This window comes from Thermomonas mangrovi (genome assembly GCF_028201335.1).
Taxonomy (GTDB): Bacteria; Pseudomonadota; Gammaproteobacteria; order Xanthomonadales; family Xanthomonadaceae; genus Thermomonas; species Thermomonas mangrovi.
In genome coordinates this window covers 655319-679414 of the sequence record NZ_JAPEVV010000001.1, presented here as the reverse complement: position 1 = coordinate 679414, position 24096 = coordinate 655319, and the positions used below count along the sequence as shown (strand labels likewise).

General features: G+C 70.9%; 22 protein-coding genes. 14 read left to right on the top strand and 8 right to left on the bottom strand.

Features of this window, described 5'->3' with window-relative positions; all coding sequences use genetic code 11:
• The first annotated feature begins 60 nt into the window (after positions 1-60).
• Positions 61-2139: a tetratricopeptide repeat protein gene (locus ON759_RS03310; protein ID WP_271678917.1), complete on the top strand. Its 2079-nt coding sequence runs from the start codon at positions 61-63 to the stop codon at positions 2137-2139.
• Positions 2140-2146: 7 nt separating this feature from the next.
• Here ON759_RS03310 and ON759_RS03305 read toward each other — a convergent pair whose 3' ends face one another.
• Together ON759_RS03305 and ON759_RS03300 are read right to left on the bottom strand one after the other, a co-directional pair.
• Positions 2147-4105, bottom strand: a complete 1959-nt coding sequence (locus tag ON759_RS03305) for a M56 family metallopeptidase (RefSeq protein WP_271678916.1) — start codon at positions 4103-4105, stop codon at positions 2147-2149.
• Positions 4098-4487, bottom strand: coding sequence for a BlaI/MecI/CopY family transcriptional regulator (locus ON759_RS03300; RefSeq protein ID WP_271678915.1), 390 nt, complete (start codon positions 4485-4487; stop codon positions 4098-4100). The genes ON759_RS03305 and ON759_RS03300 overlap by 8 nt, the downstream gene beginning before the upstream one ends.
• A gap of 177 nt (positions 4488-4664) precedes the next feature.
• Between ON759_RS03300 and ON759_RS03295 the strand changes: the two genes are divergently transcribed.
• On the top strand, positions 4665-5813 hold the full coding sequence (locus tag ON759_RS03295) for an SDR family oxidoreductase (RefSeq protein ID WP_271678914.1): 1149 nt from the start codon (positions 4665-4667) through the stop codon (positions 5811-5813).
• Positions 5814-5868: 55 nt separating this feature from the next.
• Positions 5869-6132: a DksA/TraR family C4-type zinc finger protein gene (locus ON759_RS03290; RefSeq protein WP_271678913.1), complete on the top strand. Its 264-nt coding sequence runs from the start codon at positions 5869-5871 to the stop codon at positions 6130-6132.
• Between the two features lie 63 nt (positions 6133-6195).
• On the opposite strand, the gene ON759_RS03285 is transcribed toward ON759_RS03290, so the two are convergent.
• On the bottom strand, positions 6196-7461 hold the full coding sequence (locus ON759_RS03285; RefSeq protein WP_271678912.1) for a hypothetical protein: 1266 nt from the start codon (positions 7459-7461) through the stop codon (positions 6196-6198).
• Positions 7462-7711: 250 nt separating this feature from the next.
• Here ON759_RS03285 and ON759_RS03280 point away from each other — a divergent pair, with 250 nt between their 5' ends.
• Entirely contained in the window at positions 7712-8137 is a 426-nt protein-coding gene (locus tag ON759_RS03280) for a hypothetical protein (RefSeq protein ID WP_271678911.1), read from the top strand.
• Positions 8138-8194: 57 nt separating this feature from the next.
• Here ON759_RS03280 and ON759_RS03275 read toward each other — a convergent pair whose 3' ends face one another.
• The gene (locus ON759_RS03275) at positions 8195-8641 is read right to left on the bottom strand and encodes a nuclear transport factor 2 family protein (RefSeq protein WP_271678910.1); all 447 of its coding nucleotides are present in this window, start codon (positions 8639-8641) and stop codon (positions 8195-8197) included.
• Positions 8642-8768: 127 nt separating this feature from the next.
• On the opposite strand from ON759_RS03275, the gene ON759_RS03270 reads away from it, so the two are divergent.
• Positions 8769-10520: a M1 family metallopeptidase gene (locus ON759_RS03270; RefSeq protein ID WP_271678909.1), complete on the top strand. Its 1752-nt coding sequence runs from the start codon at positions 8769-8771 to the stop codon at positions 10518-10520.
• A gap of 4 nt (positions 10521-10524) precedes the next feature.
• Here the strand turns inward: ON759_RS03270 and ON759_RS03265 are convergent, their stop codons facing one another.
• Positions 10525-11790 (bottom strand): TIGR03862 family flavoprotein, encoded by a 1266-nt coding sequence (locus tag ON759_RS03265; protein ID WP_271678908.1) that lies wholly within the window; start codon positions 11788-11790, stop codon positions 10525-10527.
• Positions 11791-11844: 54 nt separating this feature from the next.
• On the opposite strand from ON759_RS03265, the gene ON759_RS03260 reads away from it, so the two are divergent.
• The 3 genes from ON759_RS03260 to ON759_RS03250 are packed head-to-tail and all read left to right on the top strand — an operon-like array spanning position 11845 to position 13550.
• Entirely contained in the window at positions 11845-12618 is a 774-nt protein-coding gene (locus tag ON759_RS03260; protein ID WP_271678907.1) for a dimethylarginine dimethylaminohydrolase family protein, read from the top strand.
• Complete coding sequence (locus ON759_RS03255; protein ID WP_271678906.1) at positions 12615-13367, top strand: sulfurtransferase; 753 nt, start codon at positions 12615-12617, stop codon at positions 13365-13367. Before ON759_RS03260 ends, ON759_RS03255 begins: the two co-directional genes overlap by 4 nt.
• A gap of 30 nt (positions 13368-13397) precedes the next feature.
• Entirely contained in the window at positions 13398-13550 is a 153-nt protein-coding gene (locus ON759_RS03250; protein WP_271678905.1) for a hypothetical protein, read from the top strand.
• Between the two features lie 6 nt (positions 13551-13556).
• Here the strand turns inward: ON759_RS03250 and ON759_RS03245 are convergent, their stop codons facing one another.
• The 3 genes from ON759_RS03245 to ON759_RS03235 are packed head-to-tail and all read right to left on the bottom strand — an operon-like array spanning position 13557 to position 17348.
• Positions 13557-14750: a BaiN/RdsA family NAD(P)/FAD-dependent oxidoreductase gene (locus tag ON759_RS03245; protein ID WP_271678904.1), complete on the bottom strand. Its 1194-nt coding sequence runs from the start codon at positions 14748-14750 to the stop codon at positions 13557-13559.
• Positions 14747-15502, bottom strand: a complete 756-nt coding sequence (locus ON759_RS03240; RefSeq protein WP_271678903.1) for a type 1 glutamine amidotransferase — start codon at positions 15500-15502, stop codon at positions 14747-14749. The genes ON759_RS03245 and ON759_RS03240 overlap by 4 nt, the downstream gene beginning before the upstream one ends.
• 55 nt (positions 15503-15557) lie before the next feature.
• The gene (locus tag ON759_RS03235) at positions 15558-17348 is read right to left on the bottom strand and encodes a DEAD/DEAH box helicase (protein ID WP_271678902.1); all 1791 of its coding nucleotides are present in this window, start codon (positions 17346-17348) and stop codon (positions 15558-15560) included.
• Between the two features lie 98 nt (positions 17349-17446).
• On the opposite strand from ON759_RS03235, the gene ON759_RS03230 reads away from it, so the two are divergent.
• The 6 genes from ON759_RS03230 (at position 17447) to ON759_RS03205 (ending at position 24087) form a co-directional block, all read left to right on the top strand.
• The gene (locus ON759_RS03230; protein WP_271678901.1) at positions 17447-19006 is read left to right on the top strand and encodes a protein adenylyltransferase SelO; all 1560 of its coding nucleotides are present in this window, start codon (positions 17447-17449) and stop codon (positions 19004-19006) included.
• Positions 19007-19094: 88 nt separating this feature from the next.
• Entirely contained in the window at positions 19095-20981 is a 1887-nt protein-coding gene (locus ON759_RS03225; RefSeq protein ID WP_271678900.1) for an ATP-binding cassette domain-containing protein, read from the top strand.
• Positions 20982-21087: 106 nt separating this feature from the next.
• Complete coding sequence (locus ON759_RS03220; protein WP_271678899.1) at positions 21088-21444, top strand: NADH-quinone oxidoreductase subunit A; 357 nt, start codon at positions 21088-21090, stop codon at positions 21442-21444.
• Positions 21441-22031 carry a NuoB/complex I 20 kDa subunit family protein gene (locus tag ON759_RS03215; protein WP_271678898.1) on the top strand — a complete coding sequence of 197 codons (591 nt, stop codon included), beginning with the start codon at positions 21441-21443 and terminating at the stop codon, positions 22029-22031. Before ON759_RS03220 ends, ON759_RS03215 begins: the two co-directional genes overlap by 4 nt.
• Positions 22028-22786: an NADH-quinone oxidoreductase subunit C gene (locus ON759_RS03210; RefSeq protein ID WP_271678897.1), complete on the top strand. Its 759-nt coding sequence runs from the start codon at positions 22028-22030 to the stop codon at positions 22784-22786. The genes ON759_RS03215 and ON759_RS03210 overlap by 4 nt, the downstream gene beginning before the upstream one ends.
• On the top strand, positions 22783-24087 hold the full coding sequence (locus ON759_RS03205) for an NADH-quinone oxidoreductase subunit D (RefSeq protein ID WP_271678896.1): 1305 nt from the start codon (positions 22783-22785) through the stop codon (positions 24085-24087). Before ON759_RS03210 ends, ON759_RS03205 begins: the two co-directional genes overlap by 4 nt.
• Positions 24088-24096: the final 9 nt, after the last annotated feature.

Here is a 24096-nt window from a genome sequence, read left to right as displayed (position 1 = left end):
TAAGATGCACGATCCAACGACTGCCTGATGCCGCCCGGCGACGCGCCCGGCGGCCCGCCCATGACCGATACCCTCAGCGGCCTGCCCCTGGCCCTGTTCCACCTGCGCAGCGGACAGCCGCGCCTCGCCGAGCAAGCCTGCCAGCAATGCCTTGCATTGGAACCCGGCAATGCCGAAGCCCTGGAGTTGCTGGGCGTGCTCGCCTTCGAACGCGGCGATGCCGCCTTGGCCCGCGATGCCACCGAACGCGCGGTCCTCGCCGATGCCGGCCGGCCCGCGGCGCACTTCTTCCATGGCAAGGCCTCGCTCGCGCTCGGTCGCGCGAAGGATGCGCTGGCGAGCTTCGATCGCACGCTGCAACTCGCTCCCGGCATGGCGGATGCGCTGCATGCGCGTGGCGATGCCTGGATGGCGATGGCGCAGCCGCATCGTGCCGCTGAGGCCTACCAAGAGGCGTTGCAGGCTGACCAGGACCGGCAATCCAGCGCATTGCGGCTGGCCGAGTCCCTGCTGCAGGGTGGGCGTTTCGCACACGCGGTGGAAGCCTGCGACTGGCTGCTCGCGCGCTGGCCGGCGGACGCCGCGGCATGGATGGTGCGCGGCAACGCGTGCTATGCCCTCGGCGACCTCGAGGACGCGGCACGCTGCTACGGCGCAGCGGGCGATGCCGACCCGGGGCTCGCCGAGGCGCATGACAACCAGGGCCTGGCGCTGGCGGCGCTCGGGCGCCCGGAAGCCGCCGTCGAGGCGCATGCGCGCGCGATTGCCGCCCGGCCCGGTTTCGCCCTGGCCCACATGCGGCGTGCACTCGCGCTGCGGATGCTCGGGCGGTTCGCCGAGGCGATGGAGGAGGCCGATCGTGCGGTGACCCTGGATCCCGCTTCCGCGCTCGCCTGGAATGCGCGCGGGATCGCGTGGAACGACCTTGGCGAGCACGAACGCGCGGTCGACGATTACCAGCGCGCCCTGGAACTCGACCCGCGCTTCGCGGAAGCCTGGAACAATGCCGGCGACGCCTTCCAGGGCGTTGGCCGCCACGGCAAGGCGATGGCGCAGTTCGACGAGGCACTGGCGATCCGGCCCGACTACGCAGAGGCGCATTCCAATCGTGGGCTGAGCCTGCACGAGCTCGGGCGGTTCAGCGAGGCGCATGCGGCTTACGACGCCGCGCTCGCGATCGACCCGCGGCATCCGGAGGCCTCCAAGCGCCGCGCCCAGTTGCGCCTGCTGCTGGGCGATGCCGGCGGTTGGGCCGATTACGAGGCAAGCCTCGCCGGCCGCCCGCAGCCAGCTGCGATCGCGCTGTGGCAGGGCGAATCGCTGGCCGGGAAGTCCATCCTCCTCGACGAGCCGAACGGATTCGGCGATGTCTTCCAGTACTGGCGCTTCGTGCCCGCGCTGCTGGCGCAGGGCGCCGATGTCGCCTTCCAGGGCGATCCACGCCTGTTCCGACTGCTGCAGTCCAGCGGCTATCCGGTCCGTTACATCGCCAATGGCGAAACGGTCGAGGGCGTCGACCTGCGCAGTCCGTTGTGGCGGCTGCAAGCGCTGTTGCGGGACGCACCGTGGACCACCCCGGCGGCGGTGCCCTACCTGCATGCCGATGCCGGATTGGCCGCGCGCTGGCGCCTGCGCCTGGATCCGGGCAGGTTCAGGATCGGCATCGCCTGGCAGGGCCGTCCCGACCGCCGCATCGATGCCGGTCGATCGATCCCGCTGGCCGCGTTCGCGCCGCTGGCGCGCATTCCCGGCGTGCAACTGGTCAGCCTGCAGCGTGGTCCGGCGCTATCGCAGTTGGCCGGGTTGCCCGGCGACATGCACGTCATGGACCCGGGGGAGGGATTCGATGCGCGTGCTGATGCCTTCATCGACAGCGCGGCGATGATCGCCGGGCTCGACCTTGTGGTGTCTTCCGATACCGCCATCGCGCACCTCGCCGGGGCGATGGGCCGCGAGACCTGGCTGGCCCTCAAGCAGGTGCCGGAATGGCGCTGGCAACTGGACCGGCCGGATACCGACTGGTACCCGGCCACCCGCCTGTTCCGGCAACCGCAGCGCGGCGACTGGGACTCAGTGTTCGAGGCGATGCGCGTCGCCCTCGAGGCCCGATTGCAGGAGCGCGCCGCGGACGCGCCCTGACGCGTCCTCAGCGCAGCGCCGGCACCGGCGTGGCCAGGCCGCGGCGCATCGCGTCGTCGATCAAGGCGTGGACCTGCTTCTCGGCGATGCCGGCCTCGCGTTCGATCTGCCCGCCAAGCGCCTCCATGTCGCGGCCGATTGCCTGCATCGGTCGCGCGGCGGCTTCCATCTCCCGTCCCACCGCGTCCATCCGCGCCGCTTCGTGCTGCATCGCCTCGGACTGCCGTTCCATCACGGCGGCGTGTCCGTCCATCTGCCGGGCAAGCGTGTCCATTTCGCGCGACAGCGCGTCCATCTCGCGGTGCAGGGCATCACGGCCGGCGTCGTCGCTGCGCGCCATGCGCGCGGCAAGCCGCGACTGCTTCGCCGCCAGCGATTCCTGGCGGTTCGCCAGGTCCTGCATCGCCGCCTCGGCGGCGCGCATCTCCGGCGAATCCGTGGGCGCCGCGATCCGGTCCATGCGCGACTGCAGGGCGTCGAGTTCGCGCTGGTGCGGCTCCATGCGCTGCTGCAGGGCCTGCATGCGCGCGTCCAGCGCATCGACCGGCTGCCAGGCCGCGCGCACCTTGGCGAGTACGCCGGCATCGCGGACCACGTAGCCCTGGCCGTCGCGGCGCACCCACAGGAAGTCGCCATCGATGTCCTGGCGCAGTCGGCGCACGGTGGCGATGTCGTCGCTGGAGCCGCTCATCGCGAACCCCTGCTGGCCTGCGCGGACCAGCGCGTAGCCGTTGCCATCGCCCTTGCCGCGATGCGCGGGCGGCGGGGTGGGCGGCGGCGGAGGCGGCACGACGGCGGGAGACGGGGGAGCCGGCGGGGCGGGCGGCGCGGGGGCATCCGTGGCCGCCGGCGCGATCGGCGGCGCGGGCGTGGATGGGGCATCGACGGCGGCTGGTGGCGCAGGGGGCGCGGGCGGTGCCACCACCGCGTCCGTGGTCGTCACCCGAAGTTCGGGCCCGAGTTGCGCATAGGCCTGGAACGCGATGCCCATGGCGACGATGCCGACCAGCGGCAGGGCGAAGGTGCCGCCGACCAGGCGGTGTTCGGGGCGGATCAGTTGCTGGATGCGGTGCATGAGCTGGCCTCCATGGGCGGCTTGCGCGAGGGCGGGGGTGGGCGCGGCGGGCGATGCCGCCGCCAGGCGGTCGAGCGTGGCGAGCGCCAGCGCGATCCGGCGCGGGTCGTCGAGGACGTCGGCGGCGAGTCGGTCGGCGACGTGCTCGCGTTCGATGCGGATCCGGTGCGAGAGCCACCAGACCACGGGGTGGTAGAACAACAGGGCTTCGACCACGCCCTGCAGCAGGTTGACCAGGTAATCGTGGCGACGGATGTGCGCGAGTTCGTGCGCGAGCAGGGCCTCCAGCAGCGGCAACGGCATGCGCGCGGCGATCGCCGCGGGCAGCAGCACCGCGGGCTTCCACCAGCCGATCGCGAACGGGCTCTCGCCGCCATCGAGCAACTGCAACGCGACCGTGCGACGCAGGCCGAAGCGGCGGGCGAGCGCGTCGAGGCGTGCCTGCAATCCGGCATCGACCTCGAGCTGGGCATGCCGCCGCAATGCCTGCACCCAGGCCAGCCCCAGCAGCATGCGCAGGCCCAGCGCGGCGGCGCCGGCGGCCCACGCCAGCACCAGCCTCGGCAGTCGGGCGGCATCCTCGCCGGCGATCGCGGCCAGCGGCGTCGGCAGCGCGGTGGCGGGCATGGCGGCGTCCACCGCGATCAGCGGGGCAACCGGCAGCGCCGATGCGACCGCGTCGTCCGGCAACGCCTGCAGCAAGGTCCACGCCGGCAGCAGCACGCAGGCCAGCAGGGCCAGGCAGGCGACCAGGTAGCGCGCCTGCGGGCGGGCGCTGCGCAACAGCAGCAGCGCGGCCCAGGCGGCGATGCCGACCAGGGTGCCTTGCCAGAGGAAGTGCAGGAGGGTGGTGCCGAGGGCGGCGACCACCACCGGGGCGAATTCAGGCATCGCGGGTGTCCTCCAGGAAACGCTGGATCTCCTCGCGTTCGGCGTCGCTGACCCGGCCGCCGCGAAGCGCGGCAAGCACCAGGTCCTTGCCCGAACCGGCGAAGGCCTTGTGGATCAGGTCGTCGAGCAGGCGGCCCTGCAGCGAGCCCTGCGGCTGTGCGGCCGCATAGACATGCGACCGCTGGGATTCGTCGCGCTTGAGCAGGCCCTTGCCATGCATGATCTGCATCAGGCGCAGGACGTTGGCGTAGCCGAGGTCGGGACGCTCCCGCTGTTGCGCTTCGTGCACCTGTTTCACCGTCGACGGGCCCAGCGCCCACAGGGTGCGCAGCAGGCCGAGTTCGGCGGGGGTGGGCTTGGGCAGGCGCTTGGGCGTGGGCATGGCGGTCGAAGTTCGAGGGATGCGATGCACGCTACGCCGTCTAGAAATGCTTGTCTAGAAAAAATTGTCTAATTTCGACCCAACTGATGGCAGGGGTCCCCGCGACCCCGACTTCCGCCACAGGTACGGCGGCTGGCGCACTGCAAGACTGCGGGCACACATCCAGGGGGGACTGCCATGCGCACCACTCGCCGCGACCTGCTCAAGCTCGGAACGCTCGCCGCTGCCGGCGCGGCCCTGCCCGCCATGGCGGGCCAGGCGATCACCGCGGGCACGGTGCCCAAGGCGGCCAAGCCGCTCGATATCCTGATCCTCGGCGGCACCGGCTTCACCGGGCCGTTCCAGGTGGCCTACGCACTGGCGCGCGGGCACAAGGTCACCTTGTTCAACCGCGGCAAGCGTCCTTCGCCGGAATGGCCCGGGGATGTCGAGCAGCTGCATGGCGACCGCAACACCGGCGACCTGAAGGCGCTGCAGGGCCGCAAGTGGGACGTGTGCATCGACAACCCGACCTCGCTGCCGTTCTGGGTGCGCGACGCCGCCAAGGTGCTGAAGGGCAATGTCGGCCAGTACCTCTTCATCTCCACCATCTCGGTGTACGCCGACGGCAGCAAGCCGGGCATGACCGAGGACGCGCCGCTCGCGGTGTACAAGGGCAAGGACGCGATGGCGGAGACCCAGGCCAGCCTGATGGCCGACGTCGAGGGCCTGTACGGGCCGCTGAAGGCGCTCAGCGAGGCCGAGGTGCGCAAGCATTTCGGCGCGCGCAGCACCATCGTGCGCCCGGGTTACATCGTCGGCCCGCGCGACGAGACCGACCGCTTCACCTACTGGCCGTTGCGGGTGGAGCAGGGCGGCGAAGTGCTGGTGCCCGGCGACGGCCAGGACCCGATCCAGGTGATCGATGGCCGCGACCTCGGCGAGTGGATGATCCGCCTTGCGGAAGCCGGCACCACCGGGACCTTCAATGCGGTGGGCCCCGGCTATCCGCTGCTGATGGACGCGATGCTCTACGGTTGCCAGGCGGTCAGCGGCAAGGCGATCCAGCCGGTGCATGTCACGCCCGCGTTCCTCGAACAGGAAAAAGTGGACCTGCCGATCTGGGTCCCGCGCACCGGCAGCCCGTACTCCGGCTACGGGCAGGTGAGCAGCGCCCGTGCGGTGGCCGCAGGCCTGACCTACCGGCCGCTGGCCACCACCATCGAGGACCTGCTGGCCTGGTTCCATGGGCTGCCCGCGGATCGCCAGGCCAAGCCGCGCGCCGGCATCGACCGTGCGCGCGAAACCGAACTGCTGGCGAAGTGGAAGGCCCGCGCCACCGGTTGACGCCGTGGCGACGCGGGCCTGCTAGGCTCGCAGGCCGCTGATCGGAGGACGCGCGATGGCGACCGGATGGGCCGGCGATGGCGCCGTGCAGGACCAGATCGATGCCACCGTGAAGGACGGCATCCAGCGTGCGCGCAGCCGGCTGCCGAGCGGCCCCGGCCTGTCGCATTGCGAGGAATGCGAGGCGGCGATCCCCGAAGCGCGCCGCCGCGCGATTCCCGGCGTGCGGGTGTGCGTGGCTTGCCAGGAAGCGCGTGACCGCGACGCGGCCTTCTGCGGCTACAACCGCCGCGGCAGCAAGGACAGCCAACTGCGCTGAACCCCGCAACGCAAGACGCCCGGCACTGGGCCGGGCGTCGCGTGGGTGCTGCTTCGAATCGACTCAGTGCAGGCTGAAGCCGAGGATCGCGCCGATCACCGCCGGCAGGATCACGCCGATGTCGCTGCGGCGGTCGTAGTAGCCGTACTGGTAGCGGCCGTAGTACGCGTCGCGATACCCGCGCTCGAAGCCCTGGCGGAAGTAGTAGCGGTAGGTGTCGCGGTTGACGTAGTAGCCGCCGTACCCGTAGCTGCCGTCGATCCACGCGTAGCTGCCGCGATAGTCGAAGCGCCAGCCGTCCATGCTGTCGGCGCGACCGGCCCGGAAGCCTTCCTGGTATCCGTCGCGCACGGCCTGCTGCAGCAGGTTCGCCCCGTAGCGATTGGTGTAGTACCAGCTGCCGCCGTAGCCGTAGCGGATGTTCGCCGGGGTGTAGTAGTACGGATCGTTGTAGTAGTCGCTGCGATAGTTGTTCCAGCGCGCCTGTTGCGCCAGCCAGCGGCGGTAGTAGTCCTGCTGGTAGCGGTACTGCGCATTGCGGCGCTGGCGCTCGAGTTCGCGCGAACGCTGTTCGTAGGCGGCGCGACGCGAGGCCTCCTGGCGCTGCCAGTCGTGGGCGCGCTGGCGATCCTGCTCGTAGCGGCGGCGTTGGTCGTCGCGGTCGACGCGGCCGGGTTCGCCCGGTCGTGCGCCGTGGCGATCACCGCGATCGGCCTGCCAGTCGCCACGACGCTCGTCGCGGACGGCATCGCGCGCCTCCTCGCGGGCGCGGGCTTCGCGGATCGCGCGTTCGGAGGCGCTTGCCTGCTCGCGTTCGCGGCGCTCCAGCGCCTGGCGCTCGCCGGCATCGCGACGGCGCTGTTCCTCGACGCGCGCGCCCATGTCGTCGCGCCTGCGGGCCTGCTCCGCGTCTTGCGCGCGGCGTGCCTCGATGCGCTCAGGCGCGGCATCGCGAGACTGCCATTCCCGCCCCCGTTGCGCGTCGCGTTGGGCCGAATCGCGCGCTGCAGCGCCTTCGCGTTGCCGAGCCTGCGCCTGCAAGTCCATGGCATCACGGCGCTGGGCGTGGCGTTGTTGGGCTGCATCGCCCCAGTGTTCGTGGCGGGGCGCGTCGGCCCGAGACCTGGCTTCCTGCTGGCGCGGGCCTTCGTTGCGCGCCTGCGGCTTCGGTTGTCCGTCCTCGTCGCGCTGCTGCCGGCGCGCATCGCGGCGTTCGTGGCGATCCTGCTCGTCCTGCTGCTGCGCGAAAGCCGGGGCGATGCTGCCCAATGCGAGCAGGCCGCCGAGCAGGGCCGTGGTCAAGGTGCGGGTGGCGGGAAGGCGGGTCATGCGTTTGTCTCCAATCGGCGCGAACCCTTCGCACCGGACGGGCGCAGTTAGCGGCTGCCGGGATGAATCGATGCTGAGGTTTCCCGCGCCGGGACCGCAAGGTGAAATTCCTGCTAGCGGCCATTCAGATTCCCGCCGGGGATGCAAGGGCTGGCTGACCGGTGGCCAAACCACGCGCCTCCAGGCGTCAACGCATGGATCAGCCGCGGGTTGTTGCGAGGGCGCAATCCGCGCGCAAGGAGCCCCGCTGATGAAGACCACCGCTTTGCTGCTTGGCACCCTCCTGGCCATCGGTGCCGCAGGCGCCAGCCAGGCCCGCGATGTCCGCCACGACCGCGACCACAACCCGCCCGGCAGGGCAGGCGGACCCGGTACCAACTGGGAAAACCCGCCGGGTTGGCGCGGTGGGCCGGGTGCGTCGCCCGACTATCGCTACTGGCGCCACAAGGGCGAGCGCCATCGCTTCGACCGCGTCGCCGGCGGCTACTACTTCAGCCGCGGCTATGGCTATTGGCATCCCGCGCATGGCTTCTGGAACCAGGCGCGCCGTTGCTGGCTGGACAACGACAACAATCCGCCGGGTCGTCCCGGCGGCCGCGGGACCAACTGGGAGAATCCGCCAGGCTGGCGGGGCGGGCCGGGCGCTTCGCCGGATCGCTACGGGCGCTGCCGCTAAGCCACGATCGTCGAAGCCCGGCCTCGCCGGGCTTCGCGTGCAGCGTGGGCGCTGCCTTCAGGGCGAGGCTGGCCCCGGGTTGCGGGTCCACACCTTGTTGGCGATCTTCCATTCGCCATCGACCTTCAGCAGCACGAAGTAGTCGGTGAAGCTGCCGCTCGGATAGGCAAGGGTGACGCGGGCCATCGCCGCATCGCCGTTGACATCGACCTGGTCGATCGAACGCCGCCGCTGCGCCTCGTCCGGCGCCGGCGAGCCCTTGAAGCCGGCGATGTACTCGTCCGCGGTCCGCGACAGGAACCTGCCGTCGCGGATGCCCTCGACATGCGCGGTCGGCAGGAAAGCTTGTCGCATGTAACCGGCGTCGCCGGTGGCGTGGCCTTGCAGGTAGGCCTCCAGCGGCTTGCGCACCGCGGCTTCTTCGGTGGCCTGTTGCGCGGAGGCGGGGGGCGCCGGGCCAAGCCAGGCCAAGCCCAGCAGTGCGGCAATCGCGAACCCTTGCATGGCGGGATCCTCATGGATGGTTCGCCGAGGCTACGCGACGATGGCGGCGTCTTGATGTGACCAAAGACAGGGTCGACCGACGGACCTGCGTGCGACAGTGCGCGCCTGCCCACCCGGGATCCACGGCATGCCTTTCCTCCGCCATTCGCTTTTCCTCGTGCTTGCCGCAGCCAGCGGGGCCGCGACGGCAGGCCAGCCGGCCCTGACCCCCACCACGGCCGCCAGTGGCCTGCCGCTTGCCCCGGAGCAGGCGGCGGTGACGTTCGACCGGGCCGAGTTGTCCTTCCGCGTCGACCCGTCGCGCAAGTCGCTGGAAGGCGATGCCACGCTGAGGTTCATCGCGCGCGACGTGCTGCAGCGGCTGGTGGTGGACCTCGATCGCAATTACCGCATCGACCTGGTCGAGATCGATGGCCGGGCCATCGACGCGGGCCACTGGCGCAATCCGGAGGGGCGGATGAGCGTGGACCTGCCGGCGCCGCTGCCCGCGGGCGGCGGCGCCACGCTGCGCATCCGCTATACCGGCAGCCCGCACGTGGCGACCCGCGCGCCCTGGGATGGCGGCTTCGTCTGGGCCACCGCGCCGACCGGGGAACCGTGGATCGCGACGGCGGTGCAGGGCGAGGGCTGCGACCTGCTGTGGCCCTGCATCGACCACCCCCGCGGCGAACCGCGCGAGGTGGTCCAGCACGTGACTGTCCCGAGCCCACTGGTCGCGCCCGGCAATGGCGTCGCCGAGGGTATGGAGGAGCACACGGACGCGTCCGGCAAGCGCTGGCGCACCTACCACTGGCGGGCGAAGCAACCGAACACCTACGCGATCGCGCTGGACGTCGGGCCGTATGCCCTGCTGCAGGCCGACTACCGTTCGCGCCATGGCAACACCATCCCGCTGCGCTTCTGGCACCTCGCCGGCAACGCCGACAAGGCGCGCGGCCTGTTCGCCGAGTTCGCCCCGATGCTGGACTTCTTCGAGGAGGTGATCGGCCCGTATCCGTTCGCCGACGAGAAGATGGGCGTGGTCGAGACCCCGCACCTGGGCATGGAGCACCAGACCATCAATGCCTACGGCAACGACTACCGGAAGTCGGAGGCCGGCTACGACTGGCTGCTGCAGCACGAGTTCGCGCACGAATGGTTCGGCAACCAGCTCACCAACGTGGACTGGGACGACATGTGGCTGCACGAGGGCTTCGGCACTTACATGCAGCCGTTGTACCTGCAGTGGCTGCGCGGCGACATGGAGTACATGGCGGCGTTGATGAAGATGCGCGCGTCGCTGCTCAACAAGTACCCGATCGTCTCCGGTCGCAGCATGACCGAGGAGGCCGTCTACGACGCGGCGCACGGCCCCGGCAACGACATCTACTACAAGGCCGCCCTGATGCTGCATACGCTGCGCGGGCTGGTCGGGGACGAGGCTTTCTTCCGCAGCATCCGCGAGCTGGTGTACGGCACCGACGCGCCGCGCCCCGGCGGTTTCAAGCCGCGCCATGCCTCCACCGCGGACTACGTCGCCATCGTCGACCGCGTGGCCGGCCGCGACCTCGGCTGGTTCTTCGACGTCTACCTGCGCTCCGCCGCGTTGCCGGAACTGGTCGCCCGCCGCGAGGGCGACAGCCTCGCCCTGCGCTGGCAGACCGAGGGCGGCAAGCCGTTCCCGATGCCGGTGCAGGTGCGCGTGGGCGCGACGGTGGTGGACGTGTCGATGACCGGCGGAAGCGGGCGCATCGCGCTGCCCGCGGGCGCCAGCTACACCTTGGACCCGCATTCGCGCGTGCTGCGCGCGTTGCCGCACATCGTCGAGTTCCAGCAGGACACCGCGGCGCGCGCCAAGGCCGCCGCCGACAAGGCCAAGGCCGAGGCGGCGAAGCAGTGATGGCCTAGCGCGCGCCCTGCAGCCATCGCACCGCGCCGCGGCCGGCGCGCAGGCCGCTGGCGAAGCAGGCGGTGAGCAGGTAGCCGCCGGTCGGCGCTTCCCAGTCGAGCATCTCGCCCGCGCAGAAGATGCCCTGCTGGGGCAGGCCGGGGCGTGGGCGCAGCATCAGCGCATCGTCCAGTGCCTCCAGGCGCACGCCGCCGGCGGTGGAGATCGCTTCGGCCAGCGGACGCGGGCGCAGCAGGCGCAGTGGCAGGCGCTTGAGCGTGCTCGCCACCCGGTCCATGTCCTGCAGCGCGGGCTTGTCCAGCACCTCGTGCAGCAGCGCGACCTTGGCGGCGTCCAGGCCGGCCTGCCGACGCAGGTGCTCGCCCAGGCTGCGTCCGCCGCGTGGCTTGGCCAGGTCGCGGCCCAGGCGTTCGAGGTCGCGGCCCGGCACCAGGTCGAGTTGCAGCGGCGCCTCGCCGTCGCGGGCGATGCCGTCGCGCAGGTCGGCGGCGATGGCGTACACCAGGCTGCCCTCGATGCCGGTCGCGGTCAGCACGCACTCGCCCTGCAGCGTGCGCAGGTTGCCGTCGAGGTCACGCCAGTGCGCGACCACCGGCTTCAGCGGTGCGCCGGCATGCCGCGTGGCGAGGAAGTCGCTCCAGCCGATGTCGAAGCCGCAGTTCGCCGGTCGCAGGGGGGCGACCTCGATGCCCTGCGCCGAGAGGGTGTCGACCCATGCGCCATCCGAGCCCAGCTCCGGCCAGCTGCCACCGCCGAGCGCCAGCACCACGGCATCGGTCTTGCACGTGGCCTCGCCATCGGGCGTGGCGAAACGCAGCGCGCCGTCGCCCTCCCAACCCAGCCAGCAGTGGTGGACGTGGAAGCGGACGCCAGCATCGCGCAATCGCCGGACCCAGCCGCGCAGCAGCGGCGCCGCCTTGCGATCCAGCGGGAACACCCGGCCGGAACTGCCGACGTAGGTCTCGACGCCAAGCCCGCGCGCCCACGCGCGCAGGGCATCGGCATCGAAGTCGTCCAGCCACCCGCCGACGGCGGCCCCGCGCTCGCGGTAGCGCGCATCGAAGCCGGGGCGCGGCTCGGAATGGGTCAGGTTGAGGCCGCCCTTGCCGGCGATCAGGAACTTGCGCCCCAACGAGCCCTTGGCTTCGAACAGGTCCACCTCCAGCCCGGCCGCGCGCGCGACCTCCGCGGCCATCAGGCCGGCGGGGCCGCCGCCGACGATGGCCAGGCGCGGGGTAGCGGAGACGTGGGGCGCGTGCATCGCACCATGATCCCATGCGCGGCCCACGCGGTCGGTGGACCGTACAATGCGGCGATGACGTGGACCGCCATCACCCGCGAGGTCAGCCCGGCGCTGGCCGACGGCGAGCGCAGCTTCGTGCCGCGCGTGCCGATCGACCTTGGCCGTGCGCGCGACCAGCATGCGACCTACTGCGCCGCGCTGGAGTCCCTCGGTTGCGAGGTGATCCGGCTGCCGGCGGAACCGGGGTTGCCGGACTCGGTGTTCGTGGAGGACGTGGCCCTGGCCTTCGATGAGCTCGCGGTGGCCACCAGGCCGGGCGCGGTGTCGCGCCGCGACGAGGGCGCGGCCGTGGTCGGCGCATTGGCGCGATACCGCCCGATGGCGCGGATCGACGCCCCGGGCACCCTCGACGGCGGGGACGTGTTGCGGATCGGCAAGCGCGTGCTGGTCGGCGATTCCGCGCGCAGCAACGCGGCCGGGCGGGAGCAGTTGCGCGCCTTGCTGGCGCCTTTCGGCTACACCGTGGAAGGCGTCGCCCTGCGCGATTGCCTGCACTTGAAGTCCGCCGCGACCGAGGTCGCCGATGGCGCCGTGCTGGTCAATCCCGACTGGGTGGACGTGGCCTGCTTCGCCGGCTGCACGGTGATCGAGGTCGACCCGCACGAGCCCCATGCGGCCAACGCGCTGCGGATCGGCGACGCGCTGCTGTTCCCGGACCAGTTCCCAGGCACCCAGGGGCGGCTTGCCGCGCACGGGATCCGCGGCCTCGCGCTCGACCTGTACGAGCTGCAGAAGGCCGAGGGTGCGGTCACCTGCTGCAGCATCGTGTTCCGCACCCGCCCGTGATCCTCAACATCGCCGCCTACCTGTTCGTCGCCATCGACGATGCCGATGCGCTCGCGGATCGCCTGCGCGTGCGCGCCGAGGGCGATGGGCTGCGCGGCAGCATGCTGGTCACGCCGGAGGGGCTGAACCTGTTCCTGGCCGGGACGGAAGCGTCGTTGCGCGGCTTCCTCGACTGGCTGCGCGAAGACCCGCGCTTCGCGGCGCTGCATGCCAAGGAAAGCTGGAGCGAGGCGATCCCGTTCGCGAAGCTGAAGGTGAAGCGCAAGCACGAGATCATCGCGTTCCGGCGCGAACACGCATCGCCGCTGGAAGCCGGGCAGCGCGCACCCGCGGTGGATCCGCCGACGCTGGCGCGCTGGATCGCGCAGGGCCATGACGATGCCGGCCGCCGCCTGGTCCTGCTGGACACCCGCAACCGCGAGGAAGTCGGCTTCGGCACGTTCCAGGACGCGCTCACCCTGCCGATCGACAATTTCACCGAGCTGCCGGCCGCGCTGGCGCCGCATCGCGATGCGCTCCGCGATGCCACCGTGGTCAGCTTCTGCACCGGTGGCATCCGCTGCGAGAAGGCTGCGCTGTGGCTGCGCCACGACGGCATGGACAACCTGCTGCAACTGGAGGGCGGCATCCTCGGCTACTTCGAGCAGGTGGGCGGTCTCGGTTACGACGGTCGTTGCTTCGTGTTCGACGCGCGCGTCGCGCTCGATCCGCGACTGGCGCCGCTGGCCGACGGCGCGGCGGTCGCCTAAGCTGCGCGGCCCTGCAATGGACGTGGCGGCATGAGCTGGATCGGGATCGTGGTGCTGGTGATCGCGGTGTATGCCGCGTTCAAGGTGGTCGGCGCCCTGTTCAAGATGGCCTTGTGGATCGGCATCCTGCTGTTCGCCTGGTGGTACTTCGGACCGCGCCTGGGCGTGCCGTTCCCGTTCTGAGCGGTGTCAGGCCGCCATCGCGCTGCCTGCCGCGTGGCCGCTCGCCCAGGCCCACTGGAAGTTGTAGCCGCCCAGCCAGCCGGTGACATCGACCACCTCGCCGACGAAATACAGCCCGGGCACGTGCCGGGACATCATCGTGGCCGAGGACAGGCCATCGGTCTCCACGCCGCCCAGGGTGACCTCCGCGGTCCGGTAACCCTCGGTACCGCTGGCGACGAGCGGCCAGTCCTGCAGCTGGCCGCAGATCGCCTGCAGCTCGCGCGGGGTGTACTGCCGCATCGGTTTGCTCGCGATCCAGTGCTCGCACAGGCGCTGGGCGAAGCGCTTGGGCATCACCTCGGCCAGCAGCGTCTTCAGCTCCGCATCGCGGCGGCCGGCCTGCCACTCGCGCAGCTGTGCCTCGACGTCGATGCCGGGCAGCAGGTCCAGGCGCAGGTCGTCCCCGGGTTGCCAGAAGTTCGAGATCTGCAGGATCGACGGCCCGCTGATCCCGCGGTGGGTGACCAGCATGAAATTGCGGAAGCGGACGCCATTGCAGCGTGCTTCCACCCGCAGCGAGACCCCGGCGAGGTCCTGCAGGCGTTCGGCATGCGTGCCGGTGAGGGTCAGCGGCACCAGGCCGGCGCGCGTGGGCAGCACCGCGTGGCCGAACTGCCGGGCCAGCGCGTAGCCGAAGCCGCTGGCGCCCATGCTCGGGATCGACAGCCCGCCGCTGGCGACCACCAGCGCCGGCGCGACGAAGCGTCCCTGCGACGCGTGCAGGCGGAAACGCCCGTCGTCGAGGTGCTCAGCGCGTTCGATGCTGCAATGCGTGCGCACCTCCACGCCGGCGGCCGCGCATTCGGCCAGCAGCATCGCCACCACCTGCTTGCTGGAGTCGTCGCAGAACAACTGCCCGAGTTCCTTCTCGTGGTAGGCGATGCGGTGGCGTTCGACCAGTTCGATGAAATGCCAAGGCGTGTAGCGCGCCAGCGCCGACTTGCAGAAGTGCGGGTTCGCCGACAGGTAGTGGGCTGGCGTGGTGCCGGTATTGGTGAAGTTGCAGCGCCCTCCGCCGGACATCAGGATCTTCTTGCCGACCTTGTTGGCATGGTCGACCACCAGCACGCGCAGTCCGCGCTGGCCGGCCGTGATCGCCGCCATCAGGCCCGCGGCGCCGGCGCCGATGACGATGGCGTCGTGGGTGGGTCCGCTCATGCCCACTCGCGCGAGGGCAGGGTATGGCGGCGTTCGGGTCGCCCGACCAGGTCGAGGAAGTTGTTGAACACCGCCTCCGCGTGACCTTGCATGGTCGCGATGTGCCGGCGGGTCAGCGTGCGGATCGCCTCTTCGTCCTGCGCGAGGCCGGAGTTCGCCAGTTCCTCGCGGTAGAGCGGGTTCGCCAGCCAGCGTTCGACCAGCCGCTGGTCCATCTCGAGGTGGAACTGGAAGCCGTAGGCGTTGTCGCCGTGGCGGAACGCCTGCTGCGGGCAGTCCGGGCTGCTGGCGAGGTGGACGGCGTCGCGCGGGATGTCGAAGCGGCAGCCATGCCACTGGAACACCGGCGTCTCGGCGGGCAAGGGCGCGAGCACGGGGTCGGCCTCGCCCTGCGCGGTCTTGCGCAGCGGGTACCAGCCGATCTCCGGCACCGGGTTGCGCGACACCGGCGCGCCCAGCACGTGCGCCAGCAGTTGCGCGCCGAGGCAGATCCCGAGCACCGGCTTGCCCTGGCCCAGCATGCGTTCGATCGCACGCATCTCGTTCGCCAGGTGCGGGCGGCGCGGATGGTCCTCGACGTTCATCGGGCCGCCCAGCACCACCAGCCCGGGGTAGCGGTCCACGTTGAGCTGCGCATCCGGGTGCCGCTCGAAGTTCTTGAAGCGGATCCGGTGCCCGCGCCGCCGGATCAGCGGATCCAGCGTGCCCAGGGGCTCGGCGGCGACATGCTGGAAGACGAGGAGGCGCGGCATCGCCGGATCATGCCAAAGGCGCGCCTGGCGCCGCCAATGGCCGCGGGGAATGCGCTTATCGCGGGCCGCGCGGCTTGAACCCGCCGGGCTTGAAACCGCCCGGCTTGCGCGGGCCGCCTGGCTTGTCGCCGCGCGGCGGGCCGAAGCTGCGCTTGCGCTTCGGCGCGTCGATGTCCTCGGCGCTCGCTTCCTTCATCCGCAGCGGCTTGCTCGCCACGCGCACGTTCTGCATGTGCTGCAGCAGCTCCGGCGGCATGCCGTCCGGCAGGTCCACCAGGGTGTAGTCGTCGCGGATGTCGATGCGGCCGATGAAGCGGCTCTCGAGGTCGGCCTCGTTGGCGATCGCACCGACGATGTGGCCGGGCTGCGCGCCATGGTGGTAGCCCACCTCGATGCGGAAGGTCTTCATCGGCACGCTGGGCGCATCCGGGTCGCGCGGGGTGCGCTCGCGCTTCGGGCGCTCGGCGCGCTCCGGGCGCGGCGCTTGCTCGCGCGGCTCGAACGCGCGTTCGGGGACCGCGGGCTGCGGCAGCAGCAACGGGGTCTTGCCTTGCACCAGCTTGGCCAGCGCGGCGGCGATCTCCACCGCCGGCACGTTCTTCTCGCGCTCGTAGCGCTCGACCAGGTCGCGGAACACCGAGAGGTCGTCGCTGGCCAGCGCGGCCTCGATCTTGTCCAGGAACTTGGCGACCCGGCGTTCGTTCACCGCGTCGACGCTGGGCAGGTTCATCTGCTCGATCTTCTGGCGCGTGGCGCGCTCGATCGCACCGAGCATGCCGCGCTCGCGCGGCGCCACGAACAGGATCGCCTCACCCTTGCGCCCGGCGCGGCCGGTGCGGCCGATGCGGTGCACGTAGCTCTCGGTGTCGTAGGGGATGTCGTAGTTCAGCACGTGGCTGATCCGCTCCACGTCCAGCCCGCGGGCGGCCACGTCGGTGGCCACCAGTACGTCCAGTTGGCCTTCCTTGAGGCGCTGGATGGTGCGCTCGCGGGTCTTCTGCTCGACGTCGCCGTTGATCGCCGCCGCGCTGAAGCCGCGCGCGGCCAGTTTCTCGGCCAGTTCGTCGGTGCCCAGCTTGGTGCGCGCGAAGATGATCATCGCGTCGAACGGCTCGGCTTCCATGATCCGGGTCAGGGCGTCGAGCTTGTTCACCCCGCTGACCATCCAGAAGCGCTGGCGGATGTTCTCGGCGGTGGTGGTCTGCGCCTTGATCGCGATCTCGACCGGGTCCTTCAGGTAGGTCTGGGCGATGCGCTTGATCTGCGCCGGCATCGTCGCCGAGAACAGCGCGACCTGGCGGGTCTCGGGGGTCTTCTTCAGCACCGCCTCGACGTCGTCGATGAAGCCCATCCGCAGCATCTCGTCGGCTTCGTCCAGCACCAGCATGCGCAGGTGCGAGAGGTCCAGCGAGCCGCGCTCGAGGTGGTCGATCACCCGGCCTGGGGTGCCGACCACGACGTGCACGCCGCGCTTGAGCGCGCCCAGCTGCGGCATGTAGCTCTGGCCGCCGTAGATCGGCAGCACGTGGAAGCCGGGGATGTGGTGGGCGTACTTCTGGAAGGCCTCGGCGACCTGGATCGCCAGTTCGCGGGTCGGCGCCAGCACCAGCACCTGCGGCTTGCCCGGGGCGGGGTCCAGCCGCGCCAGCGCGGGCAGGGCGAACGCCGCGGTCTTGCCGGTGCCGGTCTGCGCCTGGCCGAGCAGGTCGCGGCCGCCGAGCAGCGGCGGGATGGTCTGCGCCTGGATCGGGCTGGGCGATTCGTAGCCGACTTCGCGCAGCGCTTGCAGCAGCGTCTCGGGCAGGCCGAGGTCGGAGAACAGGACGGACGGGGTGTCGGCGCTCATGGGGCCAGTGGCGTGATCGCCGGCGGGAACAGGGCACACAGTGTACGCGCCGGCCGTGGAGCACGGGCTCCACGCGGCCCGGCGGCTACCATGGCCGCATGCATGCCCCGGTTTTCGACAACGCCTTCCTGCGCGCGCTCCCGGGCGATCCGGAGCCGCGCAACTTCGTCCGCCAGGTGGAGGGCGCCGCATGGTCCGCGGTCGCGCCGACCCCGGTGGCCGCGCCGCGGCTGCTGGCGCATTCGCGCGAGGTGGCGGCGGAGCTGGGCTTCGGCGAGGACGACCTGGCCTCGCCGGCGTTCGCCGCGGTGTTCGGCGGCAACGCGCTGCTGCCGGGCATGCAGCCGTACGCCACCAACTACGGCGGGCACCAGTTCGGCCACTGGGCGCGCCAGCTCGGCGACGGGCGGGCCATCAGCCTCGGCGAGGCGGTGCTGGCCGACGGCCGGCGTCGCGAGCTGCAGCTCAAGGGCGCCGGGCCGACGCCGTATTCTCGCGGGGCCGATGGCCGCGCGGTGCTGCGCTCCTCGATCCGCGAATTCCTGTGCAGCGAGGCCATGCACCACCTCGGCATCCCGACCACGCGGGCACTGAGCCTGGTCGGCACCGGCGAGGGCGTGCTGCGCGACGTGCTCTACGATGGACGTCCGGAACTGGAGTCGGGGGCGATCGTGTGCCGCGTCGCGCCCTCGTTCCTGCGCTTCGGCCACTTCGAGCTGCCGGCGATGCGCGGCGACGCCGGCCTGCTGCGCCAGCTGGCCGACTTCTGCATCGCCCGCGACTTCCCGTCCTTGGCGGGGCAGGGCGAGGCGCTGTACGCCGACTGGTTCGCCGAGGTCTGCACGCGCACCGCGCGGCTGGTGGCGGCATGGATGCGGGTGGGCTTCGTGCATGGCGTGCTCAACACCGACAACATGTCGATCCTCGGGTTGACCATCGACTACGGCCCGTACGGCTGGATCGAACCCTACGATCCCGACTGGACGCCGAACACCACCGATGCCGCGGGTCGCCGCTACCGCTTCGGCTGGCAGCCGCGCGTCGCCTACTGGAACCTCGGCCAGCTCGCGCGCGCGCTGTCGCCGCTGTTCGCCGACCCGGCGCCGCTGCAGGACGGGCTGGCGAGGTTCGCCGAGGCCTATACGGACGCCGACCGCGACACCACCGCGCGCAAGCTGGGCCTGGCGGAATGCCGCGACGACGACGTTGCCCGCATGCGCGAGCTGCATGCGTTGCTGCAGGCGCACGAGGTGGACATGACCCGGTTCTTCCGCGCCCTGGCCGAGGTCGATGCCGACGCCCCTTCGCTGCAGCCGCTCGAATCCGCGTTCTACGACCCTGCCAAGCGGGCCGCCGGCGCGGCGGCATTCGCAGATTGGCTGTCGCGCCATGCGGTGCGGCTGCGCGACGATCCGCTGCCGGCCCCGGCGCGCCGCGCGCGCATGGACGCGGCCAATCCACGTTACGTGCTGCGCAACTGGCTGGCCCAGGAGGCGATCGACCGCGCGCATGCCGGCGACCTCGGCGGCGTCGAGACCCTGCTCGAGGTGATGCGCCGCCCGTACGAGGACCAGCCCGGGCGCGCGCACTACGCCGGCCTGCGGCCGGAGTGGGCGAGGGACAAGGTGGGGTGTTCGATGCTGTCCTGCAGTTCGTAGCACCCGGGACCGAACCTGCCGTGCCCCGCATCGTGGATGCGAAGTGCCCGAACTGGGTTCCGCGGGGCGCCCGCCTTACAATCCGCGGATGCCGCTCATTTCCCTGCAGGGCGTCGACTTCAGCGTCGGCGGCCCCTTGTTGCTCGACCATGTCGACCTTGCCATCGAACCCGGCGAACGCATCGCCCTGATCGGCCGCAACGGCGCCGGCAAGTCGACCCTGCTCAAGCTGCTGTCCGGCGAACTCAAGGCCGACGACGGCGAGGTGCGGGTGGAAGGCGGCCGGCGCATCGCCCGGCTGGAGCAGGAAGTCCCGCAGGACGCGGTGGGCAGCGTGTTCGACGTGGTTGCCGCGGGGCTGGGCGACCTCGGCGCGTTGCTTGCCGACTACCACCACCTGATCCATGCCGAGGCCATCGACGCGGATGCGCTGGCCGCGGTGCAGGCGCGCATCGAGGTGGTCGACGGCTGGGCGCTGGACCGGCGCGTGCTGGACACGCTGGAGCGCCTGCAGCTGGATGGCGATGCCGACTTCGCGCGCCTGTCGGGCGGGATGAAGCGGCGGGTGCTGCTGGCGCGCGCGCTGGTGTCGCAGCCCGACCTGCTGCTGCTGGACGAGCCGACCAACCACCTTGACATCGCCGCGATCGACTGGCTGGAAGGCTTCCTCAAGCAGTGGACGTCGGTCGGCGGTACGGCGCTGGTGTTCATCACCCACGACCGCCGCTTCCTGCGCGCCCTCGCCACCCGCATCGTGGAAATCGATCGCGGCCGGGTCACCAGCTGGCCCGGCGACTGGGAGAACTACCTGCGCCGCAAGGAAGAACGGGCCAACGCCGAGGCGCAGGAGAACGCCCGCTTCGACAAACTGCTGGCGCAGGAGGAAGCCTGGATCCGGCAGGGGATCAAGGCCCGGCGCACCCGCGACGAAGGCCGCGTGCGCCGGCTGAAGGCGATGCGGGTGGCGCGCGCGGAGCGCCGCGAGCAGGCCGGCAACGTGAAGATGGCCACGGCGCAGGCCGGCGAATCCGGCAAGAAGGTGATCGAAGCGCGCCACGTCGACTTCGCCCATGGCGACAACCGCCTCGTCCGCGATTTCAGCATCACGATCCTGCGCGGCGACCGCATCGGCCTGGTCGGGCCGAATGGCAGCGGCAAGACCACCCTGCTGAAGCTGCTGCTGGGCGAGCTGGCGCCGCAGGGCGGCGAGGTGAGGCAGGGCACCCAGCTGCAGGTGGCCTACTTCGACCAGTACCGGGCGACCCTGCGCGAGGACTGGAACGCCATCGAGAACGTCGCCGAGGGCCGCGAGAGCGTGACCGTGGGGGGCAAGCAGAAGCACGTCATCGGTTACCTGCAGGACTTCCTGTTCACCCCGGAACGCGCCCGCGCGCCGATCACCCGCCTGTCCGGCGGCGAGCGCAACCGCCTCCTGCTGGCGCGGCTGTTCGCCCAGCCGTCCAACCTGCTGGTGATGGACGAGCCGACCAACGACCTCGACGTCGAGACCCTGGAATTGCTTGAAGAGCTGCTGGCCGACTACCCGGGCACGCTGCTGCTGGTCAGCCACGACCGCGATTTCCTCGACAACGTGGTGACGTCCACCCTGGTGATGGAGGGCGACGGGCGCATCGGCGAATACGTCGGGGGGTACAGCGACTGGCTGCGGCAGCGGCCGGCGACCCCGGTTCCGACGCCGAAGCCGGAGGCGCCGGAGCCACCCAAGGCCCATGCGGTGGCCGCGCCGCCTGCCCGGGTGAAATTGAGCTACAAGGAGGCCCGGGAACTGGAGCAGTTGCCGCAGCGGATCGAGGCGCTGGAGGCGCAGGTCGCCGGCTTCACCGCGCGCATGGGCGAGGCCGGCTATTTCCAGCGCGAGGCCGCCGCGATCGCCGCCGACAACGCCGCGCTGGCGTCCGCGCAGGCGGAACTGGACGCGGCCTACGGGCGCTGGGAGCAGCTCGAAGGCGGTTGAGCCGGCCCCGGATGGCCGCGATTCCGCCCGGGCGATGCCGCCGGGTATGGCCGCGAAACGCCCGGGCCGGCTACACTATTGCGGATAAGAAGAGCGAGGCACACGCGTGCTGGCCGAATACCTGCCCACCCTCCTGTTTCTGGTCGTCGCGACCGGCATCGGCATCGCCCTCATCATCGTGGGCAACCTGCTGGGCACCAAGCGGCCGGACGCCGAAAAGCTGTCGCCCTACGAGTGCGGCTTCAACGCGTTCGAGGACGCACGCATGCAGTTCGACGTGCGCTACTACCTGGTCGCGATCCTGTTCATCGTGTTCGACCTCGAGATCGCGTTCGTCTTCCCGTGGGCGCTGGTGTTCCGCGAGCTCGGGGTGTTCGGCCTGGTCGAGATGGGCGTGTTCCTCGCCCTGCTGCTGATCGGGTTCATCTACGTCTGGAAGCGCGGCGCGCTGGAGTGGGAATGAGCAACATCGTCCAGAACATCCTGGAAGCCGCCAGCAACCCGCTGCCCGAGGGGCGGCTGGACGACATCCTGCGCCCGGACGGCGACAACCCGCTGCTGCAGCACGGCTTCGTGACCACCAGCCTGGACGCGCTGTGGAACTGGGCGCGCACCGGCTCGATGTGGCCGATGACCTTCGGCCTGGCCTGTTGCGCGGTGGAGATGATGCAGGCCGGCGCGGCGCGCCTGGACCTGGACCGCTACGGCGTGGTGTTCCGCCCGTCGCCGCGCCAGTCCGACGTGATGATCGTGGCCGGCACCCTGTGCAACAAGATGGCGCCGGCGCTGCGCAAGGTCTACGACCAGATGCCCGACCCCAAGTGGGTGATCTCGATGGGCAGCTGCGCCAACGGCGGCGGCTACTACCACTATTCGTACTCGGTGGTCCGCGGTTGCGACCGGGTGGTGCCGGTGGACGTGTACGTCCCGGGCTGCCCGCCGACCGCGGAAGCGCTGGTCTACGGCATCCTGCAGCTGCAGAAGAAGATCCGCCGCATGGAACAGAACCCGTTCACCGGCGGCCCCCGCGTGGAGGGCGCCCGCGCATGACCGCGTTCCCGGCAGAGCTGGCCGCCCGCTTCGGCGAGGCCGCCGTGCACGTCGCGCAGCCGCGCGGCGAGGTGACCCTGGTCGTGCCGGCCGCCGACTGGCTGGCCGCGTGCCAGGCGGTCCGCGACGAGTTCGGCTTCGACACCTTCATCGACCTGTGCGGGGTGGACTACCTCGGCTACGGCACCGATGAGTGGGATACCGACGGCGTCTCCGCCGAAGGCTTCAGCCGCGGCGTCGAGGGCAAGGGCCCGGGCCGCTTCAAGTGGGGCGAGCAACCCAGCCACCAGGTCGCGCAGCCGGGCACCGATGCGCCGGACACGGCCAGCGGGCGCCGCTACGGCGTGGTCCTGCACCTGCTGTCGATCGCCCGCAACCTGCGCCTGCGCGTGCGCTGCATGGCGGCGGACGACGGGATGCCGATGGTCGCCTCGGTGACCGGCCTGTGGGCCGGCGCCAACTGGTTCGAGCGCGAGGCGTTCGACCTGTTCGGCATCGTGTTCGAGGGGCATCCCGACCTGCGCCGGATCCTCACCGACTACGGCTTCGTCGGGCATCCGTTCCGCAAGGACTTCCCGCTGATCGGCAATGTCGAGGTCCGCTACGACGCCGACCGCAAGCGCGTGGTGTACGAACCCGTGACCAGCGTCGAGCCGCGCGTCGGCGTGCCGCGCGTGGTCCGCGACGACGCCCGCTACGCGACCGCCGAGGGCGAACGCGGCGGCAAGATCCTCGACCGGGAGGCGCGTCGATGAGCGTCGTGCAAGGCAGCGAGGGCTTCGCCAGCAATGGCGCCGAGGCCGCGCAGGAAATCCGCAACTACACGCTGAACTTCGGTCCCCAGCACCCGGCCGCGCACGGCGTGCTGCGCCTGATCCTGGAGATGGACGGCGAGATCGTGCGCCGCGCCGACCCGCACATCGGCCTGCTGCACCGCGGGACCGAGAAGCTGGCCGAGTCCAAGCCGTTCAACCAGTCGATCGGCTACATGGATCGCCTGGACTACGTGTCGATGATGTGCAACGAGCACGCCTACGTGCGCGCCATCGAGACGCTGATGGGGATCGAGGCGCCGGAACGGGCGCAGTGGATCCGCACCATGTTCGACGAGGTCACCCGCATCCTGAACCATCTCATGTGGGTGGGCTCGAACGCGCTCGACCTCGGCGCGATGGCGGTGTTCCTGTACGCCTTCCGCGAGCGCGAGGAGCTGATGGACTGCTACGAGGCGGTCAGCGGCGCGCGCATGCACGCGGCCTACTACCGCCCGGGCGGCGTCTACCGCGACCTCCCGTCGCGGATGCCGATGTACAAGGAATCGCCGTGGCGCAAGGGCGCCAAGCTGAAGCGCTTCAACGAATGGCGCGAAGGCTCGCTGCTCGACTACCTGGAGCACTTCTGCGAGGACTTCCCGAAGCGTGTCGACGAGTACGAGACCCTGCTCACCGACAACCGCATCTGGAAGCAGCGCACGGTCGGCATCGGCGTGGTCAGCCCGGAGCAGGCCATGGCCTGGGGCATGAGCGGCCCGATGCTGCGCGGCTCCGGCATCGCCTGGGACCTGCGCAAGAAGCAGCCCTACGCGAAGTACGCGGAGGTCGACTTCGACATCCCGCTGGGCAGCCACGGCGACTGCTACGACCGCTACCTGGTGCGAATCGCGGAGATGCGCGAATCCACCCGGATCATCAAGCAGTGCGTGGCGTGGCTGAAGGCCAACCCCGGCCCGGTGATGCTGGACAACTACAAGGTGGCGCCGCCTTCGCGCGAAGCGATGAAGGACGACATGGAAGCCCTCATCCACCACTTCAAGCTGTTTTCCGAGGGGTACTGCGTGCCCGCCGGCGAGACCTACGCCGCGGTCGAGGCGCCCAAGGGCGAGTTCGGCTGCTACCTGGTCAGCGACGGCGCCAACAAGCCGTTCCGCGTGCACCTGCGCGCGCCCGGCTTCGCCCACCTGTCCTCGATGGACGAAATCGTCAAGGGCCACATGCTGGCCGACGTCGTCGCGATGATCGGCACCTACGACATCGTGTTCGGCGAAGTGGACCGATAAGAGAACCAG

Coding starts and splice junctions, on each gene's coding strand:
- ON759_RS03210 (WP_271678897.1), top strand. CDS start 22,028: ATGACCGCGTTCCCGGCAGAGCTGGCCGCCCGCTTCGGCGAGGCCGCC.
- ON759_RS03225 (WP_271678900.1), top strand. CDS start 19,095: ATGCCGCTCATTTCCCTGCAGGGCGTCGACTTCAGCGTCGGCGGCCCC.
- ON759_RS03235 (WP_271678902.1), bottom strand. CDS start 17,348: ATGAGCGCCGACACCCCGTCCGTCCTGTTCTCCGACCTCGGCCTGCCC.
- ON759_RS03270 (WP_271678909.1), top strand. CDS start 8,769: ATGCCTTTCCTCCGCCATTCGCTTTTCCTCGTGCTTGCCGCAGCCAGC.
- ON759_RS03275 (WP_271678910.1), bottom strand. CDS start 8,641: ATGCAAGGGTTCGCGATTGCCGCACTGCTGGGCTTGGCCTGGCTTGGC.
- ON759_RS03240 (WP_271678903.1), bottom strand. CDS start 15,502: ATGCCGCGCCTCCTCGTCTTCCAGCATGTCGCCGCCGAGCCCCTGGGC.
- ON759_RS03215 (WP_271678898.1), top strand. CDS start 21,441: ATGAGCAACATCGTCCAGAACATCCTGGAAGCCGCCAGCAACCCGCTG.
- ON759_RS03260 (WP_271678907.1), top strand. CDS start 11,845: ATGACGTGGACCGCCATCACCCGCGAGGTCAGCCCGGCGCTGGCCGAC.
- ON759_RS03250 (WP_271678905.1), top strand. CDS start 13,398: ATGAGCTGGATCGGGATCGTGGTGCTGGTGATCGCGGTGTATGCCGCG.
- ON759_RS03230 (WP_271678901.1), top strand. CDS start 17,447: ATGCATGCCCCGGTTTTCGACAACGCCTTCCTGCGCGCGCTCCCGGGC.
- ON759_RS03305 (WP_271678916.1), bottom strand. CDS start 4,105: ATGCCTGAATTCGCCCCGGTGGTGGTCGCCGCCCTCGGCACCACCCTC.
- ON759_RS03280 (WP_271678911.1), top strand. CDS start 7,712: ATGAAGACCACCGCTTTGCTGCTTGGCACCCTCCTGGCCATCGGTGCC.
- ON759_RS03290 (WP_271678913.1), top strand. CDS start 5,869: ATGGCGACCGGATGGGCCGGCGATGGCGCCGTGCAGGACCAGATCGAT.
- ON759_RS03285 (WP_271678912.1), bottom strand. CDS start 7,461: ATGACCCGCCTTCCCGCCACCCGCACCTTGACCACGGCCCTGCTCGGC.
- ON759_RS03245 (WP_271678904.1), bottom strand. CDS start 14,750: ATGAGCGGACCCACCCACGACGCCATCGTCATCGGCGCCGGCGCCGCG.
- ON759_RS03310 (WP_271678917.1), top strand. CDS start 61: ATGACCGATACCCTCAGCGGCCTGCCCCTGGCCCTGTTCCACCTGCGC.
- ON759_RS03300 (WP_271678915.1), bottom strand. CDS start 4,487: ATGCCCACGCCCAAGCGCCTGCCCAAGCCCACCCCCGCCGAACTCGGC.
- ON759_RS03295 (WP_271678914.1), top strand. CDS start 4,665: ATGCGCACCACTCGCCGCGACCTGCTCAAGCTCGGAACGCTCGCCGCT.
- ON759_RS03265 (WP_271678908.1), bottom strand. CDS start 11,790: ATGCACGCGCCCCACGTCTCCGCTACCCCGCGCCTGGCCATCGTCGGC.
- ON759_RS03205 (WP_271678896.1), top strand. CDS start 22,783: ATGAGCGTCGTGCAAGGCAGCGAGGGCTTCGCCAGCAATGGCGCCGAG.